The organism is Pseudooceanicola endophyticus, from assembly GCF_018760365.1.
GTDB classification, from domain to species: domain Bacteria; phylum Pseudomonadota; class Alphaproteobacteria; order Rhodobacterales; family Rhodobacteraceae; genus Pseudooceanicola; species Pseudooceanicola endophyticus.
In genome coordinates this window covers 10,340-21,229 of sequence record NZ_JAHIAB010000026.1, presented here as the reverse complement: position 1 = coordinate 21,229, position 10,890 = coordinate 10,340, and the positions used below count along the sequence as shown (strand labels likewise).

Sequence of the window (10,890 nt, the reverse complement as noted above, 5' to 3'; positions counted from 1 at the left end):
GGGGCTGGTGACCAGCACCGGGTGCCCGTCGGGATCCGTCGCATCCACCGGCATCCGCCGGAACACCGACTGCACCACCCGCGCGCTCCCGCCCTGCGGAAGGTAGGTGACCGGGGCGCCATACATGTCGTTCATCACCCCGGTCACCCCGTCAAAGACCGAGGTCATGCACGCACCGCGCCATCCACCAGGACCTCGCCCGTGTCGGAGGGGTTGGCGGCAATGGCAGTGGCGGCGCCGACCAGGGTGTTGTCGGTTGCGGTGGTGGTCAGCACCTTCGCGGTGTCGTCCCAGTAGACCTGGGCGCCGACGGTCCAGGCCTGGGCCGAGGTCTTGGCATGGGTGAAGACGCCGCGACGTTCGAGGGTCACGTCCGCGCCGGCAAGCGCATCGTGCTGGGCAAAGCCGAAGAGGCCGCCGACCAGCACGCCCCCGCCGGAGCTCACGTCATAGGGGGCGGGCAGCGTCAGGCTCTCGCCCGGCTGGATATAGGTCTTCATCTCGGATCTCCTGATAAGGGATGGCAAAACGACGACGGGCGGCCCAGGGCCGCCCGTTCGTCAGGTCAGGATCGCGGGGCCCGGATCAGGCGCCGGCGTTCTTGTAGCCGCCGCGATAGTTCACGCCGCCGACGCCGAAGTCGTGCTCCAGCGTCATGCGCATGCCCTGCACGCCGAAGGGTTCATCCACCCGCACCCGCGGCGCCGAACGGCCCGCCAGGTAGCCGTGCTTGAAGTTGTGGGTGCGCTTCTGCGGATCGACCAGCAGGTACCAGGAGCTGTCCTCGATCTGCTCGGTCACCACGGGGCGCAGCTCGCCGGAGAAGATGTTGATGTCGGTGGTCTTGGTGGCGACCAGGTTCTGCGACAGGAACTGCTTGGCACTCATCTCCAGCTCCGGGCCGACCAGCAGGATCGAGGGCGCGTTCGACAGGATGTTGCGCTTGCCATCCGCCGCCTTCATCGTGCGCAGTGCCTTGTAGCCGGCCCCGACCGAGGTCTCGCTGATCGCGGCGGCGGTGGTCGCGAGGTTCTTGTGATCGGCATGGAACATCGCCTTGCCGTCGGCAAGCTTGGCGTTGGACAGGAAGTAGGCCCAGAAGGTCGCCTCCTCGAACTCCGGCACGATGGCGGCAGCGCTGTCGATCACCGACTGGATGGCGCCCAGGTCATCGTTCACCAGCGCCTGGCGCGAGATCGCCAGCCCCGTGGCATAGGCGCCAAGCGCCACCACCTCGGAGCTGTCGCCGATGGCGCCGAACTTGATCTCGCCCGCCTCGGTGACCTTCTGGAGCGTCGGGAACTCGTCCGCGCGCACCACGTCATGTTCGCGGAAGTCGTTGAACGACATCTCGCGCGAGACGGCGGCGAAGGTCGGCTCCACCAGGTCGTAGGTCGAGGCCAGGATGCGGTTCACCGAGGTCGACAGGATGTTCGGGAAGTCGCTGGTGGTCTGCATCGCCTGCATGATGATGTCTTCGCGATGGGCATAGCCGCCCATCGAGGGCCGCTCGCGCCCCATGGCGAAGGCCGCGATCTCGTGGATCGTGCTGTCCATATAGGGGCGCGCACGCTCGTCCTGCGGCGCCGCGCCGCTCAGCCGGGCGGTCAGCGCCTCGGTCATGCCGATGCGACGGGTCTCACGGTCATCGCGCAGGATCCGGCTGCGCGCCCCGCCCATCTGGACATTGCCCTGCCCCGGCGCCGCCGAGAGCGCCTGGAGCATGCGCACCGAGGCGGCCTCCATGCTGAGCCCCTCGGTGATCAGCCCGTCCACCATGTCCTGGCTGAGGGCACCGGTGGCCAGGTGCGTGCGCGCCGCCATCTGGATCCCGACAATGCGCTGGCGTTCGGCGGCGATGCCGTCCTGCATGCTGGGCGCCGGCGGGGTCACGGGCGCAGCGGGCGGCACGGGGGGCACAACGGGCGGCACGGGGGGCACAACGGGCGGCACGGGGGCCTGGGTCTGTTCGGGCATCTCTGCCTCCTCGATTGCGGCCATCATGGCCAATTGCGGGGCGCCGGGAACGCCCCCTTGCGGCGCCACCGGCACCGTCATCGCGACAGCCTGGAAGGCCTGCATCCTCTGCGCCCAGGCCGCGCGGGCCGAGGCCATGGCAACACCGGGCAGATCCGGCAGGTCGATCGCCATGATCCCGTCGGCAAAGCCCTCGGAGACCGCGCGCTGCGCGTCCATCCACAGCTCTTCGCGCATGATCTGGCGCATCGCCGGGACGCTCCTTCCGGCCTTGGCCGCGTAGACCGCGGCATAGGCATCGGCGAGCGCGTTCAGCACCAGCATCGCCTGTTCATGATCGGCCACGGTGCCAAAGGTGTAGCTGCTGGGGTCGTGGATCATCATGACCGAGCCCGAGCTCATCTCGATCCGGTCGGCGGACATGATCATCAGCGAGGCGGCGGAACAGGCCTGCCCCACCACCTGCACAGTGATCCGACCGGGGTATTCCGCCAGCATCACGCGGATCGCCTCGCCCTCGCGCGGGTCGCCCCCGGGCGAGTTGACCCGCACCGTCAGATCGCCCGTCGCCCCCTGCAGTGCCGTGCGCACCTGGGCGGCGCTGAAGGCCCCGGGGCCGTACTGGGCAATGTAATCCTCGGGGACGAGGGTCCCTTCCAGGGCCAGGATGCCCTCCACCACGGCGGGCACCGGACGGGGCGCGCGGCCCGCGTCGTCCTCAATCGGCATCTTCTGCTCCTTCGATTGCCTCTGCGGCGGCGATCCCGGAGAGCGCGCGCATCGCGTCCCCGGGGGCGGCCTCATCATTGGTCAGGTTGACCGGCTGGCCGGCCTGGGCCTGGGCGTCCTCGACGCGCTCGCGCAGCACCACGGCAGGATCGAGGCCCAGCTGGCGCTGCACCCGCTGGCGGCTGGTGATGCCCGCCTCCATCTCGGCCACCAGCGCCGGGACCTCCTTGGTCGGGTCGATCAGCGCGCGGCGCGGCGCCGTCCAGGTCACCGCAAAATCCGCCGGGCCCAGCCGGGGCCGCATGGTCCAGGCCTCGCGCAGCCAGCGCTCGATGCCGCGGCAGAACTGGTCGATCATCAGCAGCTGCTGCCAGGTCTCGATATTGCGGTCCATCTCCATCCGGCCCATGCGGGCCGAGGAGAAGTTCACCCGGCTCAGGTCCCCGGCGAGGGATTCATAGGTCAGCCCCAGCCCCATCGCGACCGCCGAGAGGTTCTGGCGCATGAACTGATCATAGCCTCCGGGCATCTGCGGCGGGGTGGTGAACGAGACGCTCTTGCCCGGCGGCAGTTCGGTGATCGTGCCCGGCCCCATCTCGCCCAGCCCCAGATCCCTGGCCCCCTGGTCGGGGTCGAGCGCATCGCCCGCAATCGGTTCCTCGCTGGAGACGAAGGCCGCAAGCAAGGCCGCGATCTTCTGCTTCAGGATCTCGCCTTCCTGGTAGTCGCTCATGTCGCCCAAGGTCAGCATGACCGGGGCAAACCAGCTGATGCCGCGCACCTGGCCGGGCCGGTCGGCGCGGCGGATATGCAGCACATCCGCCGCCGGCACCCGCACCGAGTCCAGCGCCAGGCGCCGGCTCGCGGCGCCGGGGTGCTGGCGCAGGATGTGATAGGCGACGACCGCGCCGGTGGGACCGTATTCCACGCCCTCGACGATCTCGTTCTGACCATTGGCGACCTTGGTCTGGTCAAGGTAATCCGCCTCCAGCAGCTCGACCTGGAAGGGCAGCGCCAGCCCGGCCCCGTAGGGCCCGACCCGCCAGCGCCGCCGCACCAGCACCTCGCCATCCTCGACCACGGCGTTCATCGCGGCGCGCTGAAGTCCCGGCAAGGCGTGCTGACCCATGGCGTCGATCGCCACCGTCAGCAGGTGGTCGCGGACCAGCTGATCAACCCGCGCCTTGCGGTCCGGATCATCATGCGAGATCGACGGCAGGATGCCCGATCCCACCACGTTGCCGGTGATCACCGATACCGCCCGGGCCGCGAAGGGGCGGTTACGCACGAAGTCCCGCGACAGATTGCGCAGCTGAGCCCGCGCCCCGGCCTGCCAGCCGGCGGCATCTGCCGAGCTGAGCGGCGCGCGCCAGCCGCTGGTGCGCCGGCCCCGGCTGGCGGCATCATAGTTCATCATCACCGAGAGCTGCGCCTTGGCCCGGATCCGGCGCAGGCCGCGTTCCGGCAGCACATGGGCGATGGTCCGGTCCAGCAGGCTGGGCCGGAACCCCGTGTCGGTCTTGCGTGCCATCACAGCCCCCGGTTGGTGCGCGGCGTCGCCTGGCGCAGGGTCGCGCGACGGCTGCGCCCCGCGAGTTCTGCCTCAAGATCGGCGATGATCCGGTCCATCTCGGCGAGCGAGCGATAGGAGATCGTCCGCCCGTCTTCGGACAGCTGGGTCACGCCAAGGGCTCTGGCGGTCCGCAGACGCGCCAGCTGGGTCGCTCGATCGACGGACATCAGTCCCTCCGTAGGAAATTGATCTTCTGCGCCGCGCGCTTGCGGCGCGGCGGCGTCTTCACCGGGGCCTGCGGCGCCGGACCCTCGGGAACGATGGGCACCGCCACATCGAAGAGGTCGGGCTGGGCGCCTTCGGGCGGGCCGCCGCGCTCGCCGTCCAGCCGGTCCCAGGCCCCGTCCGAGAGGTAGGTCCATTGCTTGAACCGCGCGCCGGCCTCTGCATAGAGCATGGTGTCGAGGCCCTCGTTCCGCCGCCCCGCCTCGGCGATGATCCAGCGGCTGACCATGGCGCCGGAACTGGCCCGCTTCAGCACCCGTACCTCTGCGGTGATCTGGCGGTAATACTCATCCCCCAGCCCGGTGGCGAAGCCGACATGGCCACGCTCCGCCGGATCGGCCTTGTCGAGCCAGCTGTAGAAGTCCGCCTTCAGCTGGCTGACCCCGACCACGAAGCCCTGCTGGCGCTTGCGCCGGGCCATCCGGTCGGAGCGGCGGTCGAACTCCATGCGCTTGAGCGCCGGGGCCGAGGCGCTGGTGCCGCCCTTGATCGCCATGACCCGGGTGTAGGGATGGCGCATCGCCCAGTCCCAGACATCCTCGGTATAGGCGCCGGTGTCGATCGCCAGCACATCCAGGCCAAAGCGCCGCCCGGCCCGGGTGCGCCAGGTGGATTTGAGGATTTGGTTCAGCGCCGCGCGGCACTCGGCGGTGCTGATGTGATGCGGGATCACCTGGTAGTCGATGGCCCAGCGGCGGTAATTGCGCCCGAAGGCGACGAAGTGCACCTCGGTCCGGTCGCCCTGGCAATCGACGCCCGCCGAGAAGATGAAGCCGCAATCGGGCAGCATCCCGCGCGGCAGCGGCTCGGCGACCTCCGGGTCGGCCTTCTCCACCCGATCGCGCAGCTTCTCCCAGTCCGGGCCGCGGCTGGCCTGTTCATAGGGCAGCCCCAGCACGTCGTTGTAGAAGGTCTGTTCGGTCTGGGCATCGGCGATGGCCTCGGGGGGCTCTGCCGTGTCGGTGCTGACCTCGACCCGCCCGGTCCAGCCCATGACCTGGGCGTATTCCAGAGCAATCGAGGCCCAGTCCCGCTGCGGCACATAGGCCCGCCAGAGGTGGAAGCCGGGGTGGTCCCCGTTCGGGTTGTGCGCCACCCATCGTCCGGCGGCGACCATGGCGACCTTGTGTTCATGCCCGATCACGCCGCCGCAGGTCTCGCAGGTAAAATGCGCGGCCCGCAGGCGTTCGGGATCGAGGTTGCGGCGGAAGTTCTCCCAGGTCAGCGGCGCCAGCGTCCCGCAATGGGGACAGGGCACGTGGTAGAACTCTTGCGTGGAGCGCGTGAAGGCCCGCGTCACCCGGCAGGTGCCGACGATCTGCGGCGTGGACACGCGGCCGATCTTGGCATCCTCGAACCCCGCCGCACGGCTGACCGCCATCATCTCCGGATCGCCCTTCGGCGTCATCTCGAACTTCGACACATCATCCAGCAGCACCAGCCGCCGCGTCGTGCCCGCCAGGTCATCGGGCGAGCCGGCGCTGGTGACCTTGAGCGTGCCATCGCGGCGCAGGGTCTCCTGGTTGTGCAGGGTGTCGGTCTGCCCGGCCCCGCTGCCCAGCCCATCACCAAAGATCACCCGCAGCCCCTCGGCCTCGCGGCGCAGCGGCATCCACTTCGCCCGCACCCATTCCGTGGCCGAGGACGAGGTCGGGTGCACGACCAGGCTGTCGAGGGGGCCGTATTCGTGCCAGGCCGCCACCGTCGGGTTGATGATCGAGACCGTCTTGCCCCATTGCGCCGAGCCACGAATGGTGACCTCCCGCGCGGGATGTTCGGGCGAGAGCACCTCGTGGATGCGGCGCAGGAAGGGGAAGCGCTCGATCTGGAACTGGCCCGGGAAGGGCGAGCGTTCGTCGAACCTGATGTTGCGTTCGCACCAGGCGGTGATGTCGGGCGGCGGCGGCGGCTTCATGGCGCGGGCAATCCCACGCAGCACTGCCGCCTCTGCCGAAGACAGAAATCCCATCAGCCGTCTTCCTCGCGTTCTGCATCGCTCAGCTCCGCCAGCTCGGCGGCCCGGGCCAGGGCACGGGCCCGGGCGGCCCGATGGTCGCGCCAGACACCCAGCAGCACGGCCCGGACCGAGCGGTAGTCCAGGTTCTCGGTATCGGCGATCTTGCGGGCGCCATCGCGCAGCGCGGCCTCGAACTGGCCGATCTCGCGGGCGACCAGCGCGGAGGCGCTGCGTTCGGCGGCCTCCGCAAGGATCCAACGGCCCTCCTCGCGTTCATTGTCGCGCCGCTTGCGGCGAAGATCCTCCTCGGCGTTCAGGATCCGCGCCAGCTCGTAGCGGTCGGGTTCCTTCGCCGGCAGACCCCGCTCGGGCTTGGGCAGGTCCGCAGGCGTGCTTTCCCCCGCGCGCAGCACCCGCCGGGTCCTGGCGCCATTGCCCAGCATCTGCGCCGGATCGAGATTGCGCCCGAGCGCCGCCATCGCCCGGCCCAGGTCAAAGCGCCGGCCCCGGCCCTCCCCGGTAAAGCATCCATCCAGAACACCGGACTGCACCCATTGCGTGACGCGCGGTCGGGAGACCTCCATCCGCTCGGCAAGCTCGGCTGCGGTCACCTGCATGGTCCCCTCCGTGGGTTAAGGTCCTGGGTTAAGGCTCCCGGTTAAGGCTGCAATCGCTGTTAAGGGGGGCGCGACCCCCGGGGTGCGAATTACCCCCGACGCAGGCCTTGCCGGGAAGGACCCGGGGCCTCAGCCCCCGGCCCGGGCCGCCCGTTCGACCGCCTTGGCGAGCGTCCGCTTCAGGTGCACGGGCAGCCGGGCCGCCCGGACCTCCTCGGCGCCGTCGAAGAAGCCGAGGCGCCGGTCGTAATGCGGGGCGAGCGCGGTGAAGTGCACCACCTTGGTGAGGCTGCCCCGCCCGTCGCGCTTCCAGATCCCGGGCGAGAGCTTCGATCCGGCCCGCGGCACGAAGAAGCCCGCGCGCTTGCGGTTGCGCTTCCTCGCCGCCTCGGTCGTGTTCGCCGTGGCATCGCGCTGCGCCTGCACCGCCGAGAGCGCCTGGTTGCGCTCGCCCACCTGCCAGTTGCCGTAGGCGTTGAGCTTCGCGCCGCTGGCCGGGATCACGCTGCGCAGCGCGCCCGCATAGGCCAGCCGGCTGTCGAGCAGCTTCTCCAGCCCGGTCTGGCCGCGCGCGCCGCCCGTCTCCTGCAGCTTGAGGTAATGGCGCCGGCCCACCGAGGGGCGCTCGATCACGCTGGCCTCCAGGTCGCCCGGCTTTGCCCGCCAGACCATGAAGGCGTTCTTGGTGAACCGCGTGGGCTTGTCGAAGACCACGTCCATGCGGGCCTGCACATGGTCCAGCACGTCCTGCGCCGTGTCGGTCAGCGCATAGGCCGCGGCCTGCTGCACGCCCCGGTCCTGAAGGTCGAGCGTCGCCGCCCCGAAGGCCGCAGGATCAAGCTTGAGCGTGAACATGACATATTCCTCACATGAAATGCCGAAGTGCGCTGCCATACAATGCGAAAGAATGGCGCCAATTTACGGTTTCTGTTCAATGGGCGAAAATAATCCGAAACACTCATGTGACTGCATCGGAGGACGGAGGACATGACGATGAAAGCTCTCAGCTCAATTTGCATCCTTGCTTTGATAAGCTCACCCTGTATTGGCGCGGAATATGGTGAAAAGACCGCGACAAGCACTTTCGAAATTGGCGACACATTGAAGGTACGAACCATGTGCTCCGCCGCAAAAGACGACGGAATGTCAGACACGGCTGTCACTATCGCAACAACCGTTAGCGCCGCATTGCCCGGTTATGTCCAAGCCTTGCTTTTGAAAGGCTTGGAACAAGCGTTGATAGTTTCTCCGGGCGAGGGATATTGCCTCGTCGTTGCAACAGCTCCAGGCGCGATCATCCCTTCCGGCGACATTTCAGCAGGGTCGATCTTCACCTCGGCAGTCAAAGACGGAAAAATTACTGCAACCGAAACTGACTCTCACGCCTGCAAGTTTCTCAACCGAACGGGAGTTTGCTGGGAGGAAGTGGAAAGCGGGAATGCCGAGCTTGACGGCGTTGTCGGATGCTTTGAAGCCGAGCAGGATGGAAAGATGTTCTCTGTCGTCACGGGCCGGGAGGATATTCTAGATGCTCTCAGCATCTCTGACACAGGCCCCAGTGCCAAATCTTGCAGTGAACGCGGCCTCGGCTTGCGAGATTAATGACAGTGCACCAACGGACACAAAAATGCCCGGCAGCGAGGGCTCGCTCCGGGCGCAATTGGTGATGATGATCCTTCTATGCGTTTTGGCAGGCTTAAGCGCAAGCCCCTAATTTTGGCCTTCCGCCAGATCGAAGCCCCGCATGCGCTCCAGCGCAGCGCAGAGCGCCTTGCGAAGCCCTTCCCGGGAAGGCTGATTGACCGCCCAATTACAGCTCTCCAGCACCGCCTCCAGCGACATCCCCCCAAGGCAGACCGCATCGACCAGGTGGCGGGCCGTGATCGCCGCGCGCTTGCGCCCGCCGGGGCGGATCCGGCGCACCTCCTTCGCCAGCCCGGGGCCGATGCGGCGATGCCAGAGCCGCAGCTGCTCGAAATCCCGGAAGATCGCCGCCTCGCGATCCCCGCCGCCGGCGCCCTGCCCGCGCACCGCCTCGACCGAGGAACAGCGCACGCCGCTGGCCGCGCAACGCTCGCTCAGCGCGGCATAGGCGCGGGCGATCTCGACCTGGCCGGTGGTGAAGGGCGGCACGAAGGGCGGCGCCTCGAAGACCGGGGCCGCCTGCCCGGCAGCGCGGGCCTGGGCGGCGGCGTCACGATGGGCGCGGCGGGCCTGCGCCACGACCCGGGCATGGCTGCAGCGCGCCTGCCGCGCCATCAGGTCGAAGGCATCGGCGGTGCGGGCGGCGCGGTGGCCTTCGTGGCCCGCGGCGCGGCGGGTGAAGCGACCGTCGGGCCCGGCCTCCATCCGCTGCGGGCGCACCGCGATCATCGGGCCGCGCGCCGGGGCGACGGGGATCTCGGGGCCGCAGACCTCGGGCGGGGTGGCGCGGGAGAGGATCTCGGCCAGGGCGCGGTCCGAGGTGCGGATCCGCTCCGCGGCAAAACTGGCCGGCCAGGTGTCGACCCAGGCGGTCTGGCGCGGATCGACGTAGACCGTGCGGGTCGGGCCGATGCCGGGGCGGCGGGGGAAGGTCGAATGGATGCTCATGCGCGGGTCTCCGGGATCAGGGTGCGGGCGCGGGCGTCGTCGCGCTGATGGGCGTCGAGCCAGGCGAGGTCGGCGGCATCGAGGCGCCAGCCGCGCCCCTGCTTGTCGCGCAGCCGCGCCAGGCGATCAGCCGCATCGCGGGACTGCTCGGCCAGGCGGCGGCGTTCCACGTCGTTCATCGGCGGGCGGTGGTGGCGCAGCCAGAAGCGGTACTCGGCCACAAGGCGCCCGGCGGCCAGGGCCTCCTGCCCGGCGACGCTGGCGAACCAGCTGGCGATGCCGGGCAGCTCATGCAGCGGGCGCGGCTGGGCCAGCTGGGCGTAGGCCACGAAGGTGGCGTGCGCCGGCCAGAAGCGGCGCGCGCTGCCCTCGCCCTTGTCGCGCAGGCTCTCGCGCAGGCGCACCAGGTTCGCCTCGTCGAGGTAGCCCAGTTCGTCCGCGATCCGGTCGAGGCGCTTCTGCCCCTCCTCGGGCGCCGTGCCCTTCGGAAAGCGAAAGCCCATCTCGGCCAGCGGCGCCAGCAACAGGCGGCGCACGCGGTCGCGTTTCGTCTCGGGTTGGGTTTGTCCGTCCATTCTCAGCCCCTTTCCTCGATCAGGCCATGAGCACGCAACTCGGGTTCCGGCAGATGCGCCTCGGTGCGCAGGCAGGCCCGGACCCGGCCCGAGACCGCCTCGGGGCGGATCGAGCCGCCCCGGCGGATGTGGCGGGCGATGTCCTGGGCTTCGGCGCGTTCGTCGGCGGTGAAGAACCCGGGGCCCCTCGCGTGTGCGCGGGCCCGCGCGGGGGCGCGCAAGGTTCCCTTCGGGTTATATTCAGGTTCGTGTCCGACCGTCCGGACACGGGATTGGTCAAAATCCGGACACGGGATTGCCCGTTTTCCGGACACGGCTCGGGGGGATTTCCGTGTCCGGATTTCGGACACGGCTGCCGTTTTTCCCTTGTTTTTCCGTGTCCGATTTTCGGACACGGACCCCTTGTTTTCCCGTGTCTGATTTCCGGACACGGACCCTTCCTCCGCCCCCACCCGAGTCCGGATTTCGGACACGGGCTGCGCGGCGGCCTCCTCCTGGAAATCGCAGCCGAGCAGGTAGAGGCTGGAGAGCTGCTTGCGCGTGGCCTTGTCCGAGCGCTGCACCCGGCGGATCAACCCCAGCCGCTCCAGCTCGTTCAGGTGCACGTTGACGGTCGAGCGGCTGATGCAGCACTCCTCGGCCAGC

At 69.0% G+C, this 10,890-nt stretch carries 10 protein-coding genes and 1 pseudogene; 1 reads left to right on the top strand and 10 read right to left on the bottom strand.

All coding sequences use genetic code 11. The annotated features are described in order from the left end of the window. Window positions 1–164: 164 nt before the first annotated feature. From KM176_RS24270 to KM176_RS24240, 7 genes are all read right to left on the bottom strand, one after another. A complete protein-coding gene (locus tag KM176_RS24270; RefSeq protein ID WP_160897267.1) occupies window positions 165–500 on the bottom strand; it encodes a DUF2190 family protein in 336 nt (111 codons plus the stop codon). 85 nt (window positions 501–585) lie between these two features. Next, on the bottom strand, window positions 586–2,706 hold the full coding sequence (locus KM176_RS24265; RefSeq protein ID WP_160897268.1) for a head maturation protease, ClpP-related: 2,121 nt from the start codon (window positions 2,704–2,706) through the stop codon (window positions 586–588). Beyond that, the gene (locus KM176_RS24260; RefSeq protein WP_160897269.1) at window positions 2,696–4,237 is read right to left on the bottom strand and encodes a phage portal protein; all 1,542 of its coding nucleotides are present in this window, start codon (window positions 4,235–4,237) and stop codon (window positions 2,696–2,698) included. Before KM176_RS24260 ends, KM176_RS24265 begins: the two co-directional genes overlap by 11 nt. Beyond that, window positions 4,237–4,446 (bottom strand): phage head-tail joining protein, encoded by a 210-nt coding sequence (locus KM176_RS24255; protein ID WP_160897270.1) that lies wholly within the window; start codon window positions 4,444–4,446, stop codon window positions 4,237–4,239. The genes KM176_RS24260 and KM176_RS24255 overlap by 1 nt, the downstream gene beginning before the upstream one ends. After that, complete coding sequence (locus tag KM176_RS24250; RefSeq protein WP_160897271.1) at window positions 4,446–6,473, bottom strand: phage terminase large subunit family protein; 2,028 nt, start codon at window positions 6,471–6,473, stop codon at window positions 4,446–4,448. The genes KM176_RS24255 and KM176_RS24250 overlap by 1 nt, the downstream gene beginning before the upstream one ends. Next, window positions 6,473–7,078: a hypothetical protein gene (locus KM176_RS24245; RefSeq protein ID WP_160897272.1), complete on the bottom strand. Its 606-nt coding sequence runs from the start codon at window positions 7,076–7,078 to the stop codon at window positions 6,473–6,475. The genes KM176_RS24250 and KM176_RS24245 overlap by 1 nt, the downstream gene beginning before the upstream one ends. Window positions 7,079–7,207: 129 nt before the next feature. After that, window positions 7,208–7,933: a hypothetical protein gene (locus KM176_RS24240; protein ID WP_160897273.1), complete on the bottom strand. Its 726-nt coding sequence runs from the start codon at window positions 7,931–7,933 to the stop codon at window positions 7,208–7,210. 132 nt (window positions 7,934–8,065) lie between these two features. Here KM176_RS24240 and KM176_RS24235 point away from each other — a divergent pair, with 132 nt between their 5' ends. Further along, window positions 8,066–8,680: a hypothetical protein gene (locus tag KM176_RS24235; RefSeq protein ID WP_160897274.1), complete on the top strand. Its 615-nt coding sequence runs from the start codon at window positions 8,066–8,068 to the stop codon at window positions 8,678–8,680. A 108-nt stretch (window positions 8,681–8,788) separates the two neighbouring features. Here the strand turns inward: KM176_RS24235 and KM176_RS24230 are convergent, their stop codons facing one another. The 3 genes and pseudogenes from KM176_RS24230 to KM176_RS24220 form a co-directional block, all read right to left on the bottom strand. Beyond that, a complete protein-coding gene (locus KM176_RS24230; protein ID WP_160897275.1) occupies window positions 8,789–9,670 on the bottom strand; it encodes a hypothetical protein in 882 nt (293 codons plus the stop codon). Continuing rightward, window positions 9,667–10,245: a hypothetical protein gene (locus tag KM176_RS24225; protein WP_215558839.1), complete on the bottom strand. Its 579-nt coding sequence runs from the start codon at window positions 10,243–10,245 to the stop codon at window positions 9,667–9,669. The genes KM176_RS24230 and KM176_RS24225 overlap by 4 nt, the downstream gene beginning before the upstream one ends. Window positions 10,246–10,247: 2 nt before the next feature. Then, a pseudogene (locus KM176_RS24220) lies at window positions 10,248–10,890 on the bottom strand (hypothetical protein); the annotation flags it as partial.

Excerpts from the sequence above, each read along its gene's own strand:
- KM176_RS24270 (WP_160897267.1), bottom strand. The coding sequence starts at position 500 with ATGAAGACCTATATCCAGCCGGGCGAGAGCCTGACGCTGCCCGCCCCC.
- KM176_RS24265 (WP_160897268.1), bottom strand. The coding sequence starts at position 2,706 with ATGCCGATTGAGGACGACGCGGGCCGCGCGCCCCGTCCGGTGCCCGCC.
- KM176_RS24260 (WP_160897269.1), bottom strand. The coding sequence starts at position 4,237 with ATGGCACGCAAGACCGACACGGGGTTCCGGCCCAGCCTGCTGGACCGG.
- KM176_RS24255 (WP_160897270.1), bottom strand. The coding sequence starts at position 4,446 with ATGTCCGTCGATCGAGCGACCCAGCTGGCGCGTCTGCGGACCGCCAGA.
- KM176_RS24250 (WP_160897271.1), bottom strand. The coding sequence starts at position 6,473 with ATGGGATTTCTGTCTTCGGCAGAGGCGGCAGTGCTGCGTGGGATTGCC.
- KM176_RS24245 (WP_160897272.1), bottom strand. The coding sequence starts at position 7,078 with ATGCAGGTGACCGCAGCCGAGCTTGCCGAGCGGATGGAGGTCTCCCGA.
- KM176_RS24240 (WP_160897273.1), bottom strand. The coding sequence starts at position 7,933 with ATGTTCACGCTCAAGCTTGATCCTGCGGCCTTCGGGGCGGCGACGCTC.
- KM176_RS24235 (WP_160897274.1), top strand. The coding sequence starts at position 8,066 with ATGACGATGAAAGCTCTCAGCTCAATTTGCATCCTTGCTTTGATAAGC.
- KM176_RS24230 (WP_160897275.1), bottom strand. The coding sequence starts at position 9,670 with ATGAGCATCCATTCGACCTTCCCCCGCCGCCCCGGCATCGGCCCGACC.
- KM176_RS24225 (WP_215558839.1), bottom strand. The coding sequence starts at position 10,245 with ATGGACGGACAAACCCAACCCGAGACGAAACGCGACCGCGTGCGCCGC.